The organism is Paenibacillus shunpengii (assembly GCF_042684905.1).
In the GTDB taxonomy this organism is placed as follows: Bacteria; Bacillota; Bacilli; order Paenibacillales; family Paenibacillaceae; genus Paenibacillus; species Paenibacillus shunpengii.
Genome location: NZ_JBHUMJ010000002.1, coordinates 2,160,780 through 2,183,444 on the forward strand (window position 1 = coordinate 2,160,780; position 22,665 = coordinate 2,183,444).

At 44.2% G+C, this 22,665-nt stretch carries 23 protein-coding genes; 5 read left to right on the top strand and 18 right to left on the bottom strand.

Going from position 1 to position 22,665, the window contains the following annotated elements; all coding sequences use genetic code 11:
* Nucleotides 1-8 precede the first annotated feature (8 nt).
* Entirely contained in the window at nt 9-1,241 is a 1,233-nt protein-coding gene (locus ACFSVM_RS10135; protein ID WP_076314123.1) for a serine hydrolase domain-containing protein, read from the bottom strand.
* 549 nt (nt 1,242-1,790) lie between these two features.
* On the opposite strand from ACFSVM_RS10135, the gene ACFSVM_RS10140 reads away from it, so the two are divergent.
* Complete coding sequence (locus tag ACFSVM_RS10140; RefSeq protein ID WP_379261857.1) at nt 1,791-2,156, top strand: DMT family transporter; 366 nt, start codon at nt 1,791-1,793, stop codon at nt 2,154-2,156.
* Nucleotides 2,119-2,376, top strand: coding sequence for a DMT family transporter (locus ACFSVM_RS10145; protein WP_379261859.1), 258 nt, complete (start codon nt 2,119-2,121; stop codon nt 2,374-2,376). Before ACFSVM_RS10140 ends, ACFSVM_RS10145 begins: the two co-directional genes overlap by 38 nt.
* A gap of 157 nt (nt 2,377-2,533) precedes the next feature.
* Here the strand turns inward: ACFSVM_RS10145 and ACFSVM_RS10150 are convergent, their stop codons facing one another.
* Nucleotides 2,534-2,878: a winged helix-turn-helix transcriptional regulator gene (locus ACFSVM_RS10150; RefSeq protein ID WP_256702922.1), complete on the bottom strand. Its 345-nt coding sequence runs from the start codon at nt 2,876-2,878 to the stop codon at nt 2,534-2,536.
* Nucleotides 2,879-3,041: 163 nt separating this feature from the next.
* On the opposite strand from ACFSVM_RS10150, the gene ACFSVM_RS10155 reads away from it, so the two are divergent.
* Complete coding sequence (locus tag ACFSVM_RS10155; protein WP_379261861.1) at nt 3,042-3,917, top strand: NmrA/HSCARG family protein; 876 nt, start codon at nt 3,042-3,044, stop codon at nt 3,915-3,917.
* A gap of 65 nt (nt 3,918-3,982) precedes the next feature.
* Here the strand turns inward: ACFSVM_RS10155 and ACFSVM_RS10160 are convergent, their stop codons facing one another.
* The 5 genes from ACFSVM_RS10160 to pdxS all read right to left on the bottom strand — a co-directional run bounded on the left by ACFSVM_RS10160 (nt 3,983) and on the right by pdxS (nt 7,910).
* Nucleotides 3,983-4,225 carry a hypothetical protein gene (locus ACFSVM_RS10160; protein ID WP_379261863.1) on the bottom strand — a complete coding sequence of 81 codons (243 nt, stop codon included), beginning with the start codon at nt 4,223-4,225 and terminating at the stop codon, nt 3,983-3,985.
* A 269-nt stretch (nt 4,226-4,494) separates the two neighbouring features.
* On the bottom strand, nt 4,495-4,677 hold the full coding sequence (locus ACFSVM_RS10165; RefSeq protein WP_379261865.1) for a hypothetical protein: 183 nt from the start codon (nt 4,675-4,677) through the stop codon (nt 4,495-4,497).
* 158 nt (nt 4,678-4,835) lie between these two features.
* Entirely contained in the window at nt 4,836-6,230 is a 1,395-nt protein-coding gene (locus ACFSVM_RS10170) for an NAD(P)-binding domain-containing protein (protein ID WP_379261867.1), read from the bottom strand.
* 71 nt (nt 6,231-6,301) lie between these two features.
* A complete protein-coding gene (locus ACFSVM_RS10175; RefSeq protein WP_076314033.1) occupies nt 6,302-6,751 on the bottom strand; it encodes a MarR family winged helix-turn-helix transcriptional regulator in 450 nt (149 codons plus the stop codon).
* A 277-nt stretch (nt 6,752-7,028) separates the two neighbouring features.
* On the bottom strand, nt 7,029-7,910 hold the full coding sequence (gene pdxS, locus ACFSVM_RS10180; RefSeq protein ID WP_076314032.1) for a pyridoxal 5'-phosphate synthase lyase subunit PdxS: 882 nt from the start codon (nt 7,908-7,910) through the stop codon (nt 7,029-7,031).
* 161 nt (nt 7,911-8,071) lie between these two features.
* On the opposite strand from pdxS, the gene pdxR reads away from it, so the two are divergent.
* Complete coding sequence (gene pdxR, locus ACFSVM_RS10185; RefSeq protein WP_379261870.1) at nt 8,072-9,550, top strand: MocR-like pyridoxine biosynthesis transcription factor PdxR; 1,479 nt, start codon at nt 8,072-8,074, stop codon at nt 9,548-9,550.
* Between the two features lie 374 nt (nt 9,551-9,924).
* Here pdxR and ACFSVM_RS10190 read toward each other — a convergent pair whose 3' ends face one another.
* From ACFSVM_RS10190 to ACFSVM_RS10235, 10 genes are all read right to left on the bottom strand, one after another.
* Complete coding sequence (locus tag ACFSVM_RS10190; protein ID WP_379261872.1) at nt 9,925-10,422, bottom strand: DUF4825 domain-containing protein; 498 nt, start codon at nt 10,420-10,422, stop codon at nt 9,925-9,927.
* Between the two features lie 40 nt (nt 10,423-10,462).
* Entirely contained in the window at nt 10,463-10,681 is a 219-nt protein-coding gene (locus ACFSVM_RS10195) for a hypothetical protein (RefSeq protein WP_379261874.1), read from the bottom strand.
* Between the two features lie 28 nt (nt 10,682-10,709).
* Nucleotides 10,710-11,342: an HAD family hydrolase gene (locus tag ACFSVM_RS10200; RefSeq protein WP_379261876.1), complete on the bottom strand. Its 633-nt coding sequence runs from the start codon at nt 11,340-11,342 to the stop codon at nt 10,710-10,712.
* Nucleotides 11,343-11,417: 75 nt separating this feature from the next.
* Complete coding sequence (locus ACFSVM_RS10205) at nt 11,418-12,368, bottom strand: LacI family DNA-binding transcriptional regulator (protein WP_379261878.1); 951 nt, start codon at nt 12,366-12,368, stop codon at nt 11,418-11,420.
* 909 nt (nt 12,369-13,277) lie between these two features.
* Nucleotides 13,278-14,339 carry a suppressor of fused domain protein gene (locus tag ACFSVM_RS10210; protein WP_090728112.1) on the bottom strand — a complete coding sequence of 354 codons (1,062 nt, stop codon included), beginning with the start codon at nt 14,337-14,339 and terminating at the stop codon, nt 13,278-13,280.
* Between the two features lie 377 nt (nt 14,340-14,716).
* A complete protein-coding gene (locus ACFSVM_RS10215) occupies nt 14,717-15,682 on the bottom strand; it encodes a 2-hydroxyacid dehydrogenase (RefSeq protein WP_076314025.1) in 966 nt (321 codons plus the stop codon).
* A 14-nt stretch (nt 15,683-15,696) separates the two neighbouring features.
* Nucleotides 15,697-16,530 carry an AraC family transcriptional regulator gene (locus tag ACFSVM_RS10220; RefSeq protein WP_076314024.1) on the bottom strand — a complete coding sequence of 278 codons (834 nt, stop codon included), beginning with the start codon at nt 16,528-16,530 and terminating at the stop codon, nt 15,697-15,699.
* 76 nt (nt 16,531-16,606) lie between these two features.
* A complete protein-coding gene (locus ACFSVM_RS10225; RefSeq protein WP_379261881.1) occupies nt 16,607-18,505 on the bottom strand; it encodes an FAD-dependent oxidoreductase in 1,899 nt (632 codons plus the stop codon).
* Nucleotides 18,502-19,308, bottom strand: a complete 807-nt coding sequence (locus tag ACFSVM_RS10230; RefSeq protein ID WP_379261883.1) for a hypothetical protein — start codon at nt 19,306-19,308, stop codon at nt 18,502-18,504. Before ACFSVM_RS10230 ends, ACFSVM_RS10225 begins: the two co-directional genes overlap by 4 nt.
* A gap of 169 nt (nt 19,309-19,477) precedes the next feature.
* Complete coding sequence (locus ACFSVM_RS10235; RefSeq protein ID WP_379261885.1) at nt 19,478-20,365, bottom strand: helix-turn-helix domain-containing protein; 888 nt, start codon at nt 20,363-20,365, stop codon at nt 19,478-19,480.
* A 162-nt stretch (nt 20,366-20,527) separates the two neighbouring features.
* Between ACFSVM_RS10235 and ACFSVM_RS10240 the strand changes: the two genes are divergently transcribed.
* Nucleotides 20,528-21,673 carry a Gfo/Idh/MocA family protein gene (locus ACFSVM_RS10240; RefSeq protein WP_076314020.1) on the top strand — a complete coding sequence of 382 codons (1,146 nt, stop codon included), beginning with the start codon at nt 20,528-20,530 and terminating at the stop codon, nt 21,671-21,673.
* Nucleotides 21,674-21,748: 75 nt separating this feature from the next.
* On the opposite strand, the gene ACFSVM_RS10245 is transcribed toward ACFSVM_RS10240, so the two are convergent.
* Nucleotides 21,749-22,492 (bottom strand): phytanoyl-CoA dioxygenase family protein, encoded by a 744-nt coding sequence (locus tag ACFSVM_RS10245; protein ID WP_379261886.1) that lies wholly within the window; start codon nt 22,490-22,492, stop codon nt 21,749-21,751.
* Between the last annotated feature and the right edge of the window lie 173 nt (nt 22,493-22,665).

Sequence of the window (22,665 nt, forward strand, 5' to 3'; positions counted from 1 at the left end):
TCACGGTGCTAGTCTTCGATGATTGCCTGATAGACCATGGTCCAGAAGTCGTGGATAAGATGCGCCGAATCCGGGGTGGACATACCGACCTGGGTAAGCAGGATTCCTGTGAGTTGTTTATCCGGGTCGGCATAAGCCGAGGTGCCGGTTCCGCCGTCCCAGCCAAACTGACCGATGGATGCATAGTCGCCGCGGTAGGTGCGTACCGCCATCCCGAAGCCCCAGCCGCCGTGCTGCCCTTGGCCATGTGACAAATGGACATTGTTTTTTGCTAAGTCGTCTCGGAATGCTTGTTGCTCGGGCGTAAGGCGGTTAGTGGTCATCAGCTGGACAGCAGGCCGGGACAGGATCCGTTCGGTCCCGTGCATCCCTTGGTTTAGCAGCATCTGTAAATACGCATGATAGTCGTCGACGGTTGACAACAACCCACCTCCACCTGCTTGGAATGCCGGAGGCTTACTGTAGCGTCCGCCTGCACCCTCGTCCCACACTATGAACTCACCGGTCTGCGGATCAGGGACGTAGGCGGGCGGCAGCCGGTCAATCTTGCTTTCGGGAACGTAGAAGCCGGTATCCTTCATCCCCAGCGGTTCAAAGATGCGTTTGCGCAGGAACCCTTCGAATGTCTGACCCGTGACCCTGGCAACGAGTACGCCGAGCACTTCGTTGCTCATGTGATACTGCCACCGCTCTCCGGGCTGGTAGCATAGCGGAAGAGTACCCAAGCGACGCATCCACTCATCTGACTCAGGCATCTCCTGCCCTGGCGTGTCAAATAATCCATTTTCGAAGATCGCGTTTTGGATCGGAGAGCCCATTAACGTCATATCCACTCCGAGCCCGAACGTAGAGGTCAACAAGTCCCGAACGGTGATTGGCCGCCGCGCCGGCACCGTGTCGTCTAGCGGACCGTTGGGTTGTTTCAGCACCTGCCGGTTAGCAAGTTCGGGCAACCATGGGTCTACTGGGTCATCGAGATGCAACTTACACTCGTCAAGCAGGATCATTATTGGCGCGGCCCCAACCATCTTGGAAGTGGATGCCATCCGGAAGATCGTGTCCCGGCGCATTGGAGCGCCACCGTCATGGCACATCGTGCCTATTGCTTCGACGTGCGTCTCACCGTTCCGGCTGATTAAGGCGACAAACCCAGGAATCTTCCCGGACTCGACATGTCGTGATAGCACGTCTCGCATTCTTTGCAGCCCTGTTTTGGAGAAGCCTACGTTGCTTTGTCCCATCAACGTTTTCATTTAATTTCCCTCACTTTACTTTTTATGAATCCTATTGTTTCAAACTACAATTGCTCTCCCGGCTTGGCGTTTTCCTTTATAAAGAATTCTGCTTCTGTTCTTTCACTGTGGATTCATTTTTTCAATACAACCAAGCACCTCACTTTGGAATAATTTATTGATTGACAAGATCAATCAATAAATATAGTAGATTTTGTACCAATTTTTGTCAATAAGAAAATTGCCATTAGCTATTTTATGATCTGTGAAAGTGATGCTTTTTTAATAACTAGGAGCTTCCCTTCAGCTTTCCTCTCCTTTAGAAAGCAAAAGGGCTTAGTTTTTACAAACAGGATATGTAGTTTGGTGGGGAAGCATCCCAGGAGTTTTGTTAAAGAAAGTAGATTGACTTCACATTACTAGCGGATTCTTTTATTTTGAATAACTATGAGCAGCATACGTATATTCCAATCCAAATTTTGATGGTTCGAATTTTGGGCTATGCCACTTTCTGAATTGGGAAATGTGGATTATAAGGAATAAATAAAGGATAACTTCTTGAACCACGGAGTAAACATTTACAAAAATAGCATAGCTAACAACATTAGTGCTATATGGAAACCGATTCTAATTATTCATCTAATATTAGAGATAATAGAGACTATATTTCCAAAAAAGAAAAAAGCAGGTGCAGAATCTAAAAAAGAGTCAGTAACCGAAGAGATATCGGTTGTGCTAATTATTAGTTTTGATTTGCTCATTAAATCCGTAAAGGAATTAGGTGTTGGTACCTCCTATGCAGTATTTTCGGGTATTGGTGTATTTGGGATGGTAGTTGTTGATTTCGCATTGTTTCAAGAAACAATCAGCCTTTTGAAAGAAATAATTGAGTTGGGTATATTTGATTCTAGCAGGCTTAATTGAAATTGTTGGAGTTGTTGGATTAAAAAAGGTATCAGAAAAGGGTAGCTGGTTTACCTACATCATTCTCATTGGAGGATTTATCATCAGTTTGTCGCTTTTACGTATGTCCCTAGAACAAATCCCACTGTCTGTTGCTTACGCAGTATGGACTGGAATTGGGACAGTAGGTGCTACAGTAATCGGCATTTTATTTTATAAGGAATCAAAAAGTCCCTTATAGATACTTACTGATTAAATATTTTATTTTGTAAATATTAGCACTTGAAATAATTATTGGTTAATGGAGAATGCGATCAGTATAGATGGAATGGGACGGAAACTTCCCCTTCTATTTCGCCATGCCTTCATGTTTTCCTGGTCTACCAAAAGGGGGTCTCTTACTGTCTTTCTGCATTTTCAGAATCAAGCATCCATTTTTCTCCCCACTCCCGCATTTGAAGCAGTACTTTTCTATATTCCTTACCTTTTTCCGTTAAGGAATATTCCACGCTTACGGGTATTGTAGGGTACACTTCGCGATTAACGATTTGCAATTGTTCCAAATGCCGCAAAGTATCGATTAAAGATTTAACACTTAGATCTCCGACATTTCGTCTCAGTTGATTGAATCGTTGGCGGCTATAATATAGTTGAGTAATAACCTGAAATGCCCATTTATTATGAATCACCTGTAATGCCTCATTAACCGCGACAAAACATTTTTGCTCTTCATTTCTCCTCAAGCAATCACACTCTTTCATAATAAAGCTAATTACATTTTGTTAGTAGAACTAAAAAAAGTGCCTCCTTATAAAATTATAATTCATGAATTACAATTTCACCAGGGCTTATTAGATGCTATATTGCTTTACTCACACCCAAACCAATTCATTTAGGAGGAAGTTTATGTCTGGTTATAATAGGAGTATTTTAGTGATTGGAGCTACTGGTCAACAAGGTGGTGCAGCTACGAGACAATTACTTGAAGACGGTTGGCAAGTACGAGCATTAACCCGGGACCCCTCAAGTTTAACAGCCAAAATCATAGCTCAGGCTGGAGCACAACTTTTCCAGGGGGACATGGAGAATCGCAATTCTTTAGATGAAGCTATGCGAGGAGTGTACGGAGTTTTCAGTGTGCAGCCTCCTGAATGGAATCCGAGCGATGCAGCTACCGAAAAAGAATTACGAATGGGTAAAAACGTTGCCGATGCGGCGAAAGCTGCACAAGTTCGCCACTTTGTCTATTCATCGGTTAGCGGTGCAGACAAACAGGCTCGCTTTCGTTATCTCGCCAAGTGGGAAATCGAAAAATATATAAAAAAACTGGGTCTTCCTGCAACAATATTGAGACCTTCAAGTTTTATGGAAAATTATGCAAATTCATTGATTGGGATTCAGAATGGTACGTTAACAGAAGCGATTAAACCAGATATTCCTGTCAAACTTATTGCTGTCGAAGACATTGGCGTTTTCGTAAAAATTTCCTTCAGGCATCCGGATGTATTTTTGGGAAAGACTATCGAAATTGCCGGTGATGCTCTAACTCCACCCAATATCGCCGCAGCAATTGCTAAGGCAACCGGTCGTTCTATTAGCTATGTTCATCTTTCTATTGAGACAGTTCGGAAAAATAATGAAACATTAGCCGATTTATACGAATGGTTAAATGGTGAAGGATATGAAGTGGATATTAAACTACTGCGTAATTTGCACCCAAAGCTTATGAATTTTGAGGATTGGGTAGAAAGGCAAGGAAAAGCATTATTCCAGCAGGAGTGATCGCCCCGCTATCCTCCCTTTACTTCAAACTGATCCTTAATCAGCTGACGCTTTGTTGTTCTGAACTATCGTCTCTCGATTGCATAGCGAAGGGCTGCCATGCGGCGGGCCTTCGAGAGCTTCCCTTTTTGCCCTTGTTTAATCTTAAAAGGACCATTCGAAACAACAGTTGCGGCCTTCGAAGCCCCATCTTTTTTCGCCTTCACTACAAACGCAGGCAATGGCATGTGCACAACCCGTAATAGCATCACAATCGATTTTTGAGTAGTAGCATTAACAATTTGCAATGCTCCAAGTCGCTTATCCACAACGCTGCTCCCGTCCCGCCGGTTTTCACCTATATCTGTTTCACCAACTGACCAGGAGACGAGGCATGGCTGTAAATTTACTAGCGATTCCTTTACACAGGAAACCACTCTATCACATAGGAGCGAATAATATTTTTGTCCATTAAGCGGCGAAAAAGGATCTGGTGCCGAGTGGGTATGGGAAAAATTGAGCATAACATTAACGGCAGTAGTGTCCAATGCTTCCGCAACCCTTTCACGTAATTCATTTGATAGAGCTGTGGTAAGGCCTAACTATCTATGGCAATCAAGCAATAGCGGTCATTTTGATGTTCAAACAGTACTACTTGAGCACTCAATGGATAATGAATACCATTTACTTTATTCTTCTCAGGCGAACGGCCAATCATTTCTACAGGAAAATCGGGAGTAATATCCGTCTGCGAAAAAGCAGCTTTATAGTCATAGTTCATTTAGCTTTTCTCCTTAATTTTTAATGTTAGGGGATGAGTGGCTCGATGCCGTGATAGTCGAGAAAATGAGCTCCGAAAATCTAATCTAATGAACATCAGAAAGGCCCGTCATCCGGCGGGCCCATCTAAATTATCTTATATATTTGAGTTTCACTAGCTTAGCTACAGCATGAAGACACTTTAGCAGCAGGTGTTGTAGAACAGCAGCTCTCCTCAGCTTGATCGGATACATTATTTATACTGCATACGCCAGTCTCTGGTAATTCCAACTCTACTTTTTCGGCGCCTTCGTAATCTCCTGCCAGGTATGCAGCAATGGATCTCACCTGCTCGTAGCCTGTCGCCATTAGAAAGGTTGGGGCTCGGCCGTAGCTCTTCATGCCTACCATATAAAAGTTCTTTTCCAGATGCCGAAGTTCTTTTTCACCGTGTGGACGAACCGTTCCACAGCTGTGTACATTAGGATCAATAAGTGGAGCTAGCGTTTCTACACTCTCCGTAGTTGGATCGATATTCAGTCGCAGCTCGCTTAAGAACGAGAAATCCGGACGACTTCCTGTGTTCACAACAATTTCATCTATGCCCTCAACTTGCTTTACTCCACCAAGGCTCATGCCGATAATATTGATTTTACCATCCACTTGTTTCAACTGATGCATACGGAATGGTGTAAAGACCTGTATTCTACCTTGATCTACAAGTCGATGAATTCGACTTCCGAGTGCACCTCTAGCCTTCAATTGGTCATTGTCTTCCCCGCCATACGCATTTCCTACTTTACTCTTCCGCATGATCCAGAAAATTTTCGTAATTGGATCTTCAGACAGTTCCAGCATTGAATTGATTGCCGAATGCCCTCCTCCAATTACAGCCACTTTTTTACCATTAAATCGTTCTCCATCTCTGTTTGTAATATCAGGAATTCCGTAAAAAATATGTTCTTTAAGGTCTCCTTCTTCTTTCGTCCATATCCCGCTGCTATGGATCGGATTCGCTTTCCCCCACGTGCCTGTCGCATCAATAACTGCTTTTGCCTCATACAGGGTTGTTAATTGGTTTTCCTCCACGAATACAATGAATGGCTGGCTTTCACGCCCTAAGGTTTTCATTTTATCCATATCTTTTTTGCTGACTGCTGTTACTTTTGCATTTAGCTTTAGGTTGGACTCTATTTCAGGCAATCGGGACAATGGATATAGATACTGCTCCAAAAGCTCTTTACCTGTAGGTAAATCATCATCATTTGGTCTTTCCCAATCCGTTTTCTCGAGTAATCTAGCCGCTGCTTTGTCGATGTTATATTGCCAAGGGGAAAATAATTGTACATGCCCCCACTCCTTAATATGACTTCCAACCTCAGATCCCGACTCAAAGATGATAATACGTTCTCCTCTTTCAATAAGGTGTGCAGCTGCAGCAAGTCCGATCGGACCGGCTCCAATGATGGCAACAGGAAGATTGGTGAACAGGTTACTGTCCGGTTTCACTAAATCTTGCTTGGTTTCAGGAGCACAACAACTGTTCTGAACCTGTTTGAATTGGATTTCCTTCATTTCACATACCTCACTTATTTTTTATTTGTAATATGCAAGTATATATTTTATATATGGGGTGATCTTCAAGATCACCCCATAGGAGTACAGCATTTGTCTGATTTAAGCATACTTTCATTTAATAATTTAATCGATCGCAGAACAGTTTCACGCTCAAATTCATTCATAAAAGAGAAAACCTCATTTAAGTAACTGTTCATATTCTCATCAATCGTTGTAGCCACGAATTTCCCTTCGGTCGTAAGATGTAGAATATATACTCTACGATCCTCGGGATGTGTTGTTTTCTTGACTAAATTCTTTTTAATCAACGTTTGCACCTGACGGCTAAATGTAGTGATATCCATACCGAGTGAATCTGCGATCTGCTGCATAGATGGCTCATGCTGTCGATCAATTTCATAAAGAATATGGCTTTGGATCATTGATATTTCATTAGTCCCTACACTACAACAATTCTTATTCAGAAGGCCGAATCGGCGTGCAGTCACTTGTAGTAGTTCTCTCGGACTTTCTTCCATCTAAGCTCACCTCTTGCTTCAGTTATACAATATATATTTGCATTTTACAAGTATATGATTCGAATTTCTCCATTTTTATGTAAGTATCCGATTACCATCCTCCTTCATAAAAGGGTTGAATATCGGTCTTTGTTGTGGTGGTTTTCCTTCCTTTAATCGCTGCCGATCATGATCTAGATCCAAACAATGATTCTTTAGTGCATGTAGAAAAAACCCTCGGAAACGAGTTCCAAGGGTATAGTTTGATTTTTGGGTATGCGTGACTCTAATTCTCCTCTTACCAACCGCGATCAGACATGCGTTCTGCTGCAGTCAGTTTAGAAATTTCAATCCCTTTCATAGGGGTACCCAAGTTCTTAGATACTTCGGCAATCAGTTTATAATCCGTATAATGTGTTGTGGCTTCAACGATGGCACGAGCAAACTTCTCAGGATTGTCCGATTTGAAAATACCAGATCCAACAAAGACTCCGTCTGCTCCCAAATGCATCATTAGTGCAGCATCTGCCGGAGTAGCAACACCGCCGGCTGCAAAGTTAACGACAGGAAGCTTACCATTCTCGTGAACTTCAAACAGAAGCTCGTAAGGCACACCCAGAACTTTAGCTTCAGCGTAGAGCTCATCCTTGGACATGTTTTGCACTTTACGAATCTGACCATTGATCAGACGCATATGGCGGACTGCTTCCACAATGTTACCCGTTCCTGGTTCACCTTTTGTACGAATCATGGATGCCCCTTCACCAATACGGCGAAGAGCCTCTCCCAAATCTTTTGCTCCACATACAAACGGTACGGTGAACTCCTGTTTATCAATATGGAACACTTCATCCGCAGGTGTAAGGACTTCACTTTCATCCAGATAGTCTACGCCAAGGGATTCCAGTACTTTTGCTTCTATGTAATGACCGATACGCGCCTTAGCCATCACTGGGATAGAGACCACCTTCATAACCTCTTCAACGATCGTTGGATCTGCCATGCGAGCGACACCGCCGGCTGCGCGAATATCGGAAGGGACGCGCTCAAGAGCCATAACGGCAGTTGCCCCTGCCGCTTCTGCGATTTTTGCTTGCTCTGCATTCATAACGTCCATGATGACGCCGCCTTTTTGCATTTCAGCCATCCCTCTTTTGACACGATCTGTACCTGTTCTCATAACTTCTATTCCCCCTATACCATGTTTAACAATCTAATCACAGCTCTTTTCAGTTCTTGATTGACTTGAATCTATGGATTAATATAAAGGGGAAACTGACAATTAAAAAGATCCAATAATTTATAATTTCATTGTACCACTTTCTTAATTACGGAGGTCATATGCAATTTCATGCCGCTTATAGCTCATATTTAAACCGCCATTATACCAAGATGAAGGCTCTGTATCATGCCATTCGCGAAGCTATTCATGAGGGGAATCTCTTGCACGGTGAGAAGATGCCATCTACACGAGAATTAGCTGCAACGTATCAAATTTCTCGAGGAACCGTGAATCAGGTCTATGATATGTTAACTTCTCAAGGTTATCTTCATTCACAGCATGGAAGAGGTACCTTTGTTGCTTATCAAAGTGAGTTTAACAAGGTGGAGAATACAACCCAATATAGCCCGCAGCACTTATCCGCTTGGGGAAATCGTATAGAGCAGCTTGTGCAAACAACACCTCAAAGACATACACAATCAACAGTTACCCGCTTAACAAGTGAAGCATTAATTGACTTTAGCAAATATCAACCCGATTTAACCAAATTTCCTTACGATGAATGGAACAATCGACTGTATGCGGAGGTACGGCATCGAGAGCATTACTCCAATACAACTTACGCAACTGTGGACTCATTGGGAGAGCCAAAATTGAGAGAAGCTATTGCTGCCTACCTAAGAAGGATGAGGGGAATCCAGGTCGATTCGAATCAGATCGCTGTGACTGCAGGCTCCATGCAAGCTATAGCACTTCTTACGCAATTAATTGCAGATCCTGGTGATCATGTGGTGACAGAAAGCCCTTGTTACGTCGGAATTTCTCAGGCTGTATTGGCTACGGGTGCGAAGTTGATTGAAGCCAATCTTGATGGTCAAGGAATTGTTCCTCAAGATTGGGATGCTCGTATGTTATTTGTCACGCCATCCAGGCAATTTCCTACTGGTGAAATGCTTAGCCTTGAACGCAGACGAACCTTGCTTGACTGGGCACATCGTCATGATGCTATGATTGTGGAGGATGATTACGATAGTGAATTCAGATATCGCGGAATGCATGTAGAACCTCTGAAAACACTGGATAAAGATGGACGCGTAATCTACATTGGCAGCTTTACCAAAACATTGCCATTTGAAGTGCGACTTGGTTATGTCGTTCTTCCTCCATCATTGTCTGATACATTTAGAAAAGCTCAAGCATTATATGAACCTAGACCAGTAAATTTATTAGAGCAGCGAGCTTTAGCAGCATTTATGACAAGTGGTCAATATGAGCGGCATCTGCGTAGGATGAATCGCTTGTATAGTCGCAAATTTCATCTGTTACTTAAACTATTAAAACAGGAGCTCTCGACTTGGTTTGATTGGGTGGAAAACGAAGCGGGACTTCATGTTTTTGGTTGGTGGAAAGGGGATTCCTCGAGTTATGATACCTTCCGGACTTTAGCAAGAACACAAGGGGTTATATACTCGGAAGTCAGTACTTCCACAGCTCTAAGCACGAAACATGGTATTTATTTATCTTTTGCACATTTATCTGATTCGGAATTAAAGGAAGGTGTATTAAGATTAAGAAATGCCATACGATCTCATGTATGAGGTAATGTGGCATCGTATCGCATAATTGTTTTTGCTGTGTTTGTGTCTCGATATGAGATTGTAGAGGGGGATATAAAACTAAAAAGCCGCAAAATTTGCGACTCTCAATAGCAATATGTTCTTATCCCCCGACATAGTAGTTTTACCTATCCAAAATATCCATTCATCGTATCCCACATCTTCCTGATCCTCCGATCGTCCGTTTCGGGAGCAAATGAGGGGCTATAGGTTTCTTCTTCACACTAAATAAGCGGCCAATGAAGCTGCTCCAAAGTACATTCTTATAACCAAGCCCAATATTTATTTCCTTGGCATTTGTTAACATCTCAATCAGCTTTTCTTCGATGGGGGAGTCGATCAGTAAAAGAATGTCACTAACCTTTAGTTCTAAGCTGGTTTACCTTCTCTTCATCTTCTAAAGATTCTGTTATAAGGACTTTTAGTTGATCTTCCTTATCAATCATATCTAAATTTCTTCCGTACCATGTTTGTAAATTATCTCTTGTAATTTTATATTCTTCTATACCATCGCCCCTTTCAAAATTAAAGTTTATCCATTCCACATTTTGTAATAGTACAAATAGGTATGATGCATTGTTAATAGCTGTTTTTTTGCCATTTAGTTCCGAATCTGACCAATCATAGTTTACAATTATCCCATATGGTTTTTCTTTTGTTTTGAGCTCTAAACCACTCAAATGTTTTGCTCCCTCTATATTAATAACAGAATTAAATACTGCACTGTTATCACCTACATATGAACCTTTATATTGGAATAAATCAACATCATTATCATTCGAATATGAATTACAACCACTCAATAAAAATACTGCAAATAGTAAAGACATAAATAATTTAATCTTTTCCCTCAATTTCGATTCCCCTTTATTAATGAGGTTAGTTCAATAACGACTATTCATCCAATTTCTCTTTTAATCTGCTTAGCTCCTCTAACGCACCAGAAGCAGAATAATAAATCATTTTTTTCTCTAAGATTTCTATTTCCTCTTCTTTTGTCAGCTCATCAACAGTCTTGGTTACATTTTTTAACCAATTGAATGTTTCACTCTTTAATTTTTCAATCTCTTCCAATCTCTCGTCAACGTACTCTGTCACTTTAAAACTCATCATTTCATCTCCCTTGTTTACGTATCATTACTTACTTCATGTCATCCCAAAGAACAAGAATATCTTCTGGATTCGCGAACTTATATTTTGCCGGAATTGCATCAGGTTGTTTGCATCCCCACAATGCTAATCCAAAGTCTACTCCGGCGTCTCTGGCACATTCGTAATCATAGATCGTATCACCGATGTAAATGGAGGTTTCCGCCTTTGCATCAGATATATCTAGAAATTTAACTAATGGCTCAGGATGAGGTTTGTGCCGATCTGTATCATCTGCACATACCACATAAGGCAAATAAGATGCGAGACCAAAAGGAACGAAGTCATCTTGATACTCTCGTTTAGTCTTGGACGTCACGACACCCGTTGCAACGGATTGTTTCTTCAGGTTAGCAAGCAGTTGTTGAAAACCCTCAAATACGTGAATGGTTTGCCGGAAATCATTCATCAGATCATTCCAGCATTTATTCGCATATTCAATATCTTCGATACCGAGTTGCCCCAAAGATACGGCTCCCGGTATCCCAAGTGCAAATGCGAGATCTTCCTTTTTCATTATCCGATTATAGTTCTTCTCCAGCAGCTTCTGTAATGAGCCTAACACCGCTTGTTCTGTGTTGATTAATGTTCCGTCAATATCAAAAATAACGGTTTTGTACATCATTTCATCCTCCTTAGCATGATAAGTAATGAACTCCTATTCGTATGCTAAAGTATGAAATCCTTTTCAGGTCAATAGCTAAGTAGACTGACGTATAATGATTTGGTAGGGAATCTTTACCTTATTGTTGGTTCTATCCATTGTAAGATCAAAGGCTTGTTCACCAACTTTTACTAACTGATGATCAACTGTAGATAGGCTCAGTCCAATACCAACCGGTTGATTTTCTTGGCCAATAATTGCCAGATCCTCCGGTACGCTTAAATTCATGTTTTTTGCACACTGATACATCCCTGCCGCGACCTCATCACCGTTGGCATATATAGCTGTGGGTCTACTATCCATATTAAGCAGTCGCTGTGCTGCTATAAACCCGTCATCCATCGTTTGACAATCATTCAAATGATACATTGGTGACAATTCTCCAAATATTTGCTTATATGCTTTTATTGTCAGCTGTGTGCTGCTACTCTCTTCGCCTCTTGCTGTTGTAAACGCGACGCGTGAATGACCTTTGTCCTTCAACAACTGGAACGCGTCCACGAAAGATGCATAACGATCAATATAGGCGCACCCAATTTGGGGATGATCAGTGAACTCGCATGCAACGATCGTTCCATACTTACTATACGAAAGGATCGAATTCCAATCATTGGAACGAGAAGTCATAATGACTCCGTCCAATTGTTTATTTTTTAGCATGTTTAAGCAGCGAAGCTCTTTTGCAGGATCATATTTCGTAGGAAGCACCATTACAGAATAATCATGCTCAACCGATCGATTGAGTACGCCATGGAGCAGTTGATCAAAGGCTTGATTGTTGTTGTATGGTATGATCACACCGATGCATTTTGTTTCCTTACGGATTAAATCAACAGCTAACCGGTTTGGAGTGAAGTCAAGCTCATCAATTACTCGCTGTACCATTTCCCTCTTCGACTCCGAGACATAAGGATGATTGTTTATTACCCTTGATACGGTGGATACGGATACTCCTGCTAGCTTTGCAATATCAATAATATTTGCCACGCATACACACTCCTGCACTTTTTACTAAACCAACTTGAATATTTCCATCAACGTCATCTGTCCGTCTCATAATGAACGTTATAACAACTTCTCATTTGTGCCCTTTAATCCGCTTATTCTTTCATTCGTTTATTGAATATCACAGCCGACACAACAAACTGCCGTGCTGCGAACTTTCACTACTAAAATATGAGAATATTTTACATGTAAGGAATTTAACAGAAGCTACTTGAACATATTTGTCTTTTTCCTGCCCGGGTACTAATCCGTTTTCGATTGTTTCCATATAGCCGACAAAAGCATTAGAACAGGAACATTACTGGTTTCTCTAATTTTTTGAAGCACTTGAAAACCATCCAAGCCGGACATCATTACATCAAGAATGACAAGCGAAAGAGGTATCGCGTTTTTCATCAGCCAACCTCAGCCCGGCTGCACCACCGGTAGCAGTCACAGCAGTTAGATTTTCCTGCTCTACACATTTTTTTATAAGAACGCAAAGCTCTTTGTCATCTTCTGTAATCAAACACTAATCATGTTTTTGTCCCATGCTCTAAAATAGAGATTGTACAACGTATTCTCCTATTATTCAATTTGGTGAACCGTCAATATAACAATTGACTTTCATGCCTTCGTTTGCTCTTCTACATATAGAAGCTCTTCGTTTAACTTGATATATTAAAAGTATAAACAAGCCTGTCTATTTATAAAGACAGGCTTGTTTAAGTGTTTTTAAGTTATTCAGTTTTAGTGCAGAATGCCGTCCGTCCCACAGTGAATGGGAAAGATTAATGTAGAGGCTCATTTAAGTCCATAATGCCGATGCAGACAAGCCCTTAACAAAGGAATACAGCCTCTCATTGTGATGACCTTTGAGAAGCCCTATTCTTAGCCTTAATAAGTTAACTTTCAACCAATCGTCTCTACCACATTGTCTTGCTGGTCTTTAATATACGTTTTGGCTACCTGAACGGTTAGACCCTTAAAGGAGGATAGCTTAATCAGCTCCTCCTTCGGCCGCAGCTTGCTTGACAGCTCGGCAACGGTTGCCGCATCCAGCACGATACGAATGTGCTCCGGACCTTCTTCAATCACCGGATTATCTCCCGGCTCCAGCGCTACCCGAACGTTCGGACCTGAGAGATACAGAGGGTTTTGCTTCAAAATGCGGCCCGAAAGCATCTTGCCGATAATCTCTGCCTGCTTGGCACCAAGCGTAAGCACCGCCGGCGATTTTCTTAACAGCCGTTTCACGGGCGGCTCCCAGCCTAATTGGCTGACATACAGGAAGCCCGTATTCGACCCGTCACGCTTCAAGCCTTCCTCCACCGCTGTGGCAACCGCAGGCAGCATCAGCAAAGATGACCGCTCGAGATCCGTTATATAGTAAGGCATATATGGCTCGCAGATTTTCAGCATGGCATGCGAATTCCACGTCTGCATTGCATCTCGTTCATCCCCTGTAATGCCAATCATTTGGATAAACTCCATACGCCCATTTGGCGTTTCTATCGAAGGCAGCTCCGGATCCTCCGTATAGCATAGCGCTTTAAGCTTCGTATCCGAACCCAAGCAGATTGGACCATTGGTATCCAAGTAATCACCCGACCGGAATCGGTTTCCGCTTTTGTATATATACCTTCCCATATTTTGCAGTAGGTCAAGCGCCCATGCCGGAGGCTGCTCCTCCGTCTCGCTGCGCTTCAGCCTGAAGGTCAGCTCAAAGCCGAAACCGCTATGCTCCTTATCCTCCTTCTCCTTGCCGTACAGCTCCGTAAATCCAAAAGTCACCATATGCCAATGCGGCGCAGGATGCTCCGCTTTATATACACTGATGCCGTCCAGCGGATCACCTCCGAACATAGCAGGCAGCGACGAGCCGTAGTGCATAGGCTTCTGATCTCCGTATAGCTTGGTCATCGCATCTTCAATGGCATCCCATCCTGGGGCCATATCTTCTTCCTCTTTCATCCGTATTCCTCCTCAAATTCGCCCTCATTAAAATTAATATAACATGCAGAAACCGATTAGTTATATACCTTATCGCTGATCGGAACATTTTTTTGTCCCTCCATACCTTTTTCCAGTACCCAAATTCCGTTTTTTAAGCTTTTATTTGACCATTGTGCCAAACAAGCGATTTGAATTCGGCCTCCTACTGAGCTTGAAGAGTATGATATAATTCAGTCGATTCCGTGAATGAAAACAGGGGGCAGTTACCATGCGGCAATCTGCTCCCTGTATATTAGGCTAAAGTTTCCCGTTAACTGTGACATAGCGGTCAAATTAATGTGGAATTCTCGTGGTGCATCAATCTTCCCCAAGCTAAAGCAGTAGTTTACTCGGTGTTAATCGTTCACCAAGTGTTCCGGCCGTTGTCCAAGTAATCCGCGAATTAAATTATCCGCAGCTAACTCAGCCATTAACGTCCTGGTGCGAATGGAAGCACTGCCAATATGGGGCAGTGTGACTACGTTCGGCAGCTTGAGCAGCGGATGATCCATCCGGATGGGCTCTTGCTCGAATACATCTAAACCGGCAGCCCAGATCTCGCCCTGCGTCAACGCATCATACAGGGCCTCCTCGTCCACGATTCCTCCACGCGCGGTGTTGATCAAGACAGCCGTGGACTTCATCAGCTCCAGTTCTCGCTTCCCAATAAGATGATACGTCTCATCGCTCAACGGAGTCATCAAGCATACGAAATCGGACTGGGTTAGAAGAGCATCCAACTCTGCGTATTCTATGCCGTTCTCCTGCTCTGCATCAAGCTTGCGACTCCGATTAAAGTAGAGCACCCGCATATCGAATCCCTTCGCCCGTTTCGCCAACGCTTGGCCAATCCTTCCCATCCCGATGATTCCCATGGTCGCTCCATATATATCTTGTCCCGTCAGCTGCATGGGAGACCAGGTTTTCCATTCGCCTTTCCGTAGATATTGGGAAGCCTCCACAACCCTTCGCGAGGTCGCCATTAATAAAGCAAAGGTTAAGTCCGCCGTAGTCTCCGTAAGCACACCCGGGGTATTCGTGACCATAATGGCTCTGCTGCTGGCTTCGGCCACATCAATGTTGTTGTAGCCGACGGCCATGTTACTAACCACCTTCAAACGGTGCGCTTTCTCTAACAAGGGCTGATCTATTGCTTCGGTAAGCAAGCACAGCAAGCCTTCGACATCCTTAACCTTTTGCTCTAACACATCTCTGGGAACAGGGATCTCTTCTTCGTCCCACAGGTCCACTTCACATATCAATGCAAGCTTGTCCAGTGCACTGGATGGAATTTTCCTTGTAATAAAGATTTTAGGCTTCATTTTAATCAACCCCTTTATCCCTTGCGATAATCCCTCGGTGATAAGCCCACTTCCCGCGTAAAGAGCTTGGAGAAATATAGCGGATCTTCATAGCCAATATCACGCGCAATCTCCGAAACAGGAGCGAATCCATTGCGCAGAAGCATCTTGGCCTTCTCCAGGCGCACTTTATGTAGGTATTGAACATAGCTGTATCCTGTATATTTCTTAAATAATAGAGAAAAATAACTGACCGACAAGGAGCAATATTGTGCCATTTCTTCTCTGTTTAATGGTTCTCTGAAGTGTTCATGTACATGCTCCATAGCACGGTGAATCGAGTGCTCTGCCCTTAATTCAGATAATGGCTTAGACGCCTGCATACCTTCCAGTTGATCCAATAAACGAATAAGAAAATTACGGGAGCGCCACTCATACCCCGGCCCCTTATCCTTCCACAGCTGAAGCAGCTGCCGAAACTGCTCTTCTGCCCGCGTCACACTCTCTAACTCAAGCACATGCGGAAGCCGCAAAGAAGTACGAGATACCTTGGAAATTAACTCTCGTCCTTCCCACTCCATTAATCGATAATCGAAATGCACAGCAATATATAATAGCGGATTACTTGACTCCGTAGTAAACTTCAATCGGACACCAGGCGGAGAGACGTGATAAAAACACCCTTTGCGCAGCTTATAGCTCTCATCATTAATCTCCAGTTTCCCTTCGCCGTTGAAGACATACCCCATATTACACATTCGTGTCAAAGGGATTTCCACCTCATATTGGTGATTGCTCCAGTGCTCCTTATCCCGAATCAAAACATCGATAACTCTCGGCATAAACCGATTCATGAAATCCTGATCCATCCCTGCACCTCCAACCCTGATTTAATAGGAAAAATGGCCTTTCCCTATTATAAGAGATAAAGCCATTTGATTCCTATTAAATCCAATGCTGGACTCGCTTTTCGTAAATGTAATTAACCCGGTCATTCATATTTTTCTTCAAAAATCCATTCGCTTCTTTAATATGAGTTTTTAGAGTAATGACTAATTCTAATTCAGGGTCGGCGAGCCGATTAGTTAACAACTCAGTCACTTGACTTCTCCATTTCGGGAAAGCATCCGCGATTCGAATGGCAGCTATCATGGAGAAAGAGAAGAACTGGAAATATAACTCCTTGAGATCAAAAATGAATTCATCATTGCTTCGATCTACATCCATTTTATCAATGAAAGCCTCACTTCGTATGAAAGAGAGCAGCTCTGGCATGATGTCCTGATCCTCTAGCCGGCCCAACAAATAAATGGCTGCAAATACATGAGGTTGATTGAACTTACGGCTAGACTTTGGCACATAGAGATCTCGGCTATATACCATCTCCCGCAGCACAGGCAAACAAACAGAATCTCCGATCAAACCAAGTGCCAACGCACAGTTTTTACGAAGCAAGCCGTAATCCTGCTCACCCATCCACTCCTGTAAGGTTCCCCTCATCTGATCTCCCAACCGCTTAGCAGACCAGATAGCAAAGCCCGATTTATCCGAACTTAAGGCAACCTTTATCTCTTGCGGATCGTTCAGCCACTTCATAGCGGGGACAGCTAGCTCTTCATTCGATTCTTGCGGTGTCATCTCCTTGAATTCAGGTCGGTCTCCTGCTCTCATGCACCCGGTCTCGAGCTGCAGCTCTACCAGCTGTTCATAGGAAATCTCTCTGATTGGAACTTCCTCCGAAATGGACAGATAGGCCATATTCGCAGCGGTCTCCCCGCATTTCTCCATATCCCGCTTCTGCCTTATGGCAGAGGCGATGTCATGATCAAGCGAAATACAGCGGCCAGCGGCCAGCAACCCGTCAAATCCTCTTGGGATCAAGGCCTCTCTAGGGATTGGAACGTTGAAGCAAGGACCGAACAAGCTTGCTGCGACAAGCCAATCCTGCTGGGTATTGCTTTCGAACGCCATATCCTTCCCATGGTTATCCAAGTTGGAGAAGCCTTGAAATACAGGTTCCCTTGTCACCCGGCCTTCAAGAAAATCTGAGAAGGTAACTCTCTCCTCCCCCACGATATTGCGACTTTCACGTATACCTAGCAGCTGACAGATCTTCAGCAGCATTGATTCTGCATCATAACGCTCTTGCAAATGGGTACCTAACAGATTCGATTCGAAGATCGCACGGGTCACATCCTCCGCCTTACTGATATCCATGTAGCCTGAATCCGTATAGAAGTTGCCTACTTTATGATTAGGGTACAATCTCATCTGCACATTGGAGAAAGGCTGGCAGGTCCCATCCATTTCCCTGCCCATATCGAAGGAGCAGCCAGCCAGCTCACAAACCTCCGCATTTCCGGTACTATCGATAATGAACTTAGCTGAAGTCTGATGAACACCCTTCGGTGATACCCAACGCAAACCCTTCACCGCCTGGCCCTCCAGGTACACTCCTATAACATAAGATTCGTATTCGACATCGACGCCTGCCTTCATCGCTTCGGAATCCATTACCCAGTTTTTAATCTCGGAATGCACACCTAGGAAAGGTACGAGATCATCTTGCCTCTGGTAAGCAGCCACTTGACTGTCTATGGATTCAAAAACCCCGCCTCGATTGCCATAGTAATAGCCTACAACACCACCTGTCGTCCCTGTCCCTCCCATGCAAGAGAGCTTCTCAAGCCCTAGCACCTTCAATCCTCTTTGGGCTGCACGAATAGCGGCCATGGATCCCGCCGTACCGAGGCCTACTACGATAACGTCATAGTGATCCTCGAATACGCCCTTACTAGCAGATGGCGTAATCACCCCAGCATGTTTCTCCATTAAACGCATCATCGTCTACCCCCAATCTCAAAGTTGTATCCCTGATCATAGGCTTCCAGCGGATTCGCATAATAGGCGGAAGGCAGCCAGTCCCATCCTGGTTGAATCGATGCTTGCATCGTATCAAGCTCTATATCGAACTCATCTGCGTGCGTCACGAATGAGCAGTGACGCAATGGCTCCGGACGATTAAGCCAAAAATCGAACAATTTGCTTCTTGCCGTTATCCAGTCATCCATTGGATCTACAGCGAATTTCAACACCGTTTCGTTCGGGAAGTGCCCTTGGTATATCGTGTACGCTGAAGATTCCTCTGAGTGATGAGTGCCGAAGGTACCGAGCAGCATCATATTCAGGCTCTTGGTCTTTACACAGCCCTGACCATTCCTAGTGACACACTGCGAAGTCGTGTCCACCAGACGGTCAGCAACGAAATAACGAAATCCCGAGGCATCATAGCACACGACTTCGAATTTTCCGTCACGAAGGTGCACCTCCACAACTTGCGTCTGCATTCTCACATGCAGCTTCTGTCCAGTGATATGCTGGATCATCACCGGCATCATCCCCGGCAAATGAAGCCTTCCCTCCTTATCCGTTACATTCCTGAGGATAAGCTCCCTAAGCAGTTCAACACCGCTTGCAGTCACAGGCGTATACTTGCGGTCCGACAGCCGGAAGCTGCGAATGAATTCGTTCCCCACACCATTAGAAGGCTCGATAACCAAAACATCTGGGCCAAGACGAGAGGCAAGCCCCAAACCTAGGAATGAAGCGCCTATGATCACCGTTGATACCTGTTCGATCTGATGCAACCTTATCACACCCTTCTTCCCATACAAACATATGGATGATTTACTTTCGCTCACCTATGATTATACTCTCTTGTGGCATGGCCTCAATGGAGAAACCTCTATAAAACATGGTCAATTATCTTCTCGTTCCAGACCCTATCTTTTCTAACATGAAACTATCCAAGTAGTCCTACTTCATCCGGTAAATATTTTTAATATAATCGGTCGGCGACTCGCCCATCACCTTCTTGAACACCCGACTGAAATAATAAGGACTATTGAATTGAAGAGCATAGCTCACCTCCGTAATATTCATTGATGTGTTCTTCAACAATTCGGCCGCCTTCATGATACGCTGCCGTTCATGAAAGCAGAAGATGCTCGTCCCGAGCTTGGCTTTAAACAAAGTGCTGAGGTAGTTGTAGTTACGTTGAAATGTTGATTTTATTCGCTCTATATCCAGTTCTTCCTCACAGTGCTCCTCCAAATATCTAGCCAATTTCTGAACGAGCGCATCAGACTTGCCGGGAATATGACGCATGAGTGAGATGCGGTAGATCTCCAGGAACAGAGACATCGTCTCCAGGGATACATAGAGATGACGAAATGGCCGTGATGACGAATATAGCTCATAAAGCTCTCGGGCTTTTCTGTTCATGTGCGGGAATCCTTTGATATTCATCAGCTTCGGCAGAACGACTGTACACTCGTACTGACTTTTTGAGAATAGTTGATCAGTAGGAGCGAACAGCATTTGATGAAGAGATGTTTGTTCCGTTGCCGGCAATTCAACCTGGTTATTCGGTGAATCGTAGAAGTGGATCCATAAGGTCGAAGTACCGGGAAGCGTTCCTTCGCTACCCCAATGATGAACACCTTTCTTCAAAAACATAATATCTCCGTCTCGCAGAATGTACTCCTTCCCATCCTCAACAACCTGCATTTGGCCTTGTATGCAATAAATACATACATGGTAGTCCGCAACACGTTCCGGATGTATCCATCGGCCTTGGGTATACGTCGTACCTATGTCGCGAACAAGCGGGTACTCGCTTCCCAGAAGTATAACCTCGTGCAAGACTCCACCCCCAATCTATGAGTCTGTTTTTTTTACTTTCTTTCGACTTCATTAAAAACCTGAACAAAGTATATTTATTCTGCGAATCGGTTCATTCTCAACGGTTAAACGTTTCGTAATAATAGAATTATTCATAACATCAATAAAGGAGAGATCACCTATATGAACAACCAACAAGGCAGAAAATTACGGGTCGCGCTTGCAGGCCTTAGGTTTGGAGGTGCGTTTGCCCCGATCTATCATGCACATCCCGATGTAGAGCATGTAGCCATATGCGATCCGGACGAAACGCTGCTGCAACAGTACGGGGATAAGTTCGGCTTCGAGCGCCGTTACACGGATCTGCAAGAAATACTTCGTTCCGATGAATATGACGCCGTCCATTTAGTTACTCCGATTCCCATGCATGCGCAGCAATCCATAGCTGTATTGAATGCGGGCAAGCATTGCGCCTGCACTGTTCCTATGGCCACAACCATTGATGAACTGAAGGCTATCGTTGCGGCCCAGAAGCTCAACAACCGAAATTATATGATGATGGAGACTGCGGTCTATACTTATCAATTTTTGTATGCACAGGAGATGATGGATCGCGGCGAGTTTGGTCCGATACAATTCCTTCGCGGCGCCCATTATCAGGACATGGAGAATTGGCCTGCCTACTGGATGGGTCTTCCCCCGATGCACTATGCAACACACGCCGTTTCTCCTCTTCTGGCCATAACCGGTGCGCGTGCGACCAAAGTGCACTGCTTTGGCTCCGGTACGATGCGTGAGGAGCTTGTACAGCGATATGGCAACCCCTATCCGGTGGAGACGGCGATTTTCCAACTGGATAAGGAGCCGATCAGTGCAGAGGTCACACGTACTTTGTTCCACACGGCAAGAGCGTATATGGAGAGCTTCAATATCTATGGGGAGAAAGCTTCAATGGAATGGCATATGGAAGATGAAGCGCCTATCCTGTTCAAGATGGGCGATCTGGAGGAAGGCAGGGGCCGTAACATTCATACGGAACGTGTTGCTCCGCCTGCCCGTCCCGATTTGCTGCCTCCTGAGCTAGCTTATTACATTACGAATCAAGATGAGCTGGATCCGAACAACCCGCATCAATCCGTACTCCAGGGAAATGGCCATCATGGTTCCCATCCGCATTTGGTGCATGAGTTTATACGGAGTATCGTCGAGGATCGCAAGCCTCGTATCGACGCCGTGACTGCCGCCAACTGGACAGCTGCCGGCATTTGCGCACACGAATCTGCCATGAAAGGCGGAAAGGAAGTACTGATTCCTTCGTTTGAGGAGTAACAGCAGAATATTTGGCACAAAAAGACGGCCTTAGCCCCGATACCAATGGACTAAGGCCGTCGATTTCGCCGCCTCCTAATAAAGCGGATACTTCTGACGCAAATCTTCACGATGAAGCACGCTGGAATCTTCGCGAATGTAATGACACACGTATGACCTCCGCCAACGATTTAAGCTCCTATTTTTGTTCGAGGAATGAATGAGCAGCTCGCTGAAGAACAGGATATCGCCTTTCTCCATCAGAACCGGTACCTGTTTTGTTGTATCTACCCCTTCGGTCTCCTCCGTCCAATGCTCGTGCTCCTCGATATTTTTTACAGCACCATGCGGAAGCAGGCCAAGCTTGTGCGTGCCGGGCATAACCCACAGACAACCATTCTCGACATCCACCGACTCCTCCATCGCGATCCATGCCGCAATCATCGTCATCGGATCATTCTTAATGTAATAGTAATCTTGATGAGCAGCTTGCCCCGGGGAACCCGGCTCTTTGTAGAAATACATGCTCTGCACGCATACGGCTTCCTTGCCCATCAACTGCTCCAGCGCTCCGCGAACGATAGCGTTTTTCATCAATTGCCTCGAGAAGCTGTCGTGTTTATGCGGGTTAAATAGACGAAGGGAATACTTCTTGCTCTCTTCGCAAGCTGCCAACTCCGGCATAGGCGATTGGTTCCGAATATCGTAGACGTGTCCGTTAAAGGCCTCGATTAAATCCTCCGACATGCCTTTCTTGAACAGAATAAATCCTTGCTCCCGGAACTGCTCGATTTGCTCATCCGTCAAAGGCTTGAGCGGCGGAATAAATGTCGTGTTCATCTCATTGTCTCCTTTGTTCGCTTGGTGTCTTTCATGCCTTAAGCATACGTCGACGCCTACTTCCGAACAATGGCTGCAATTCACCTTATTGTGTCTGTCCTTGATATTCGAGTATAAACCACGTTATAGGAATCGCCTTCCACTGTAACGGTCATCGATCCTGTGTGAAGCAT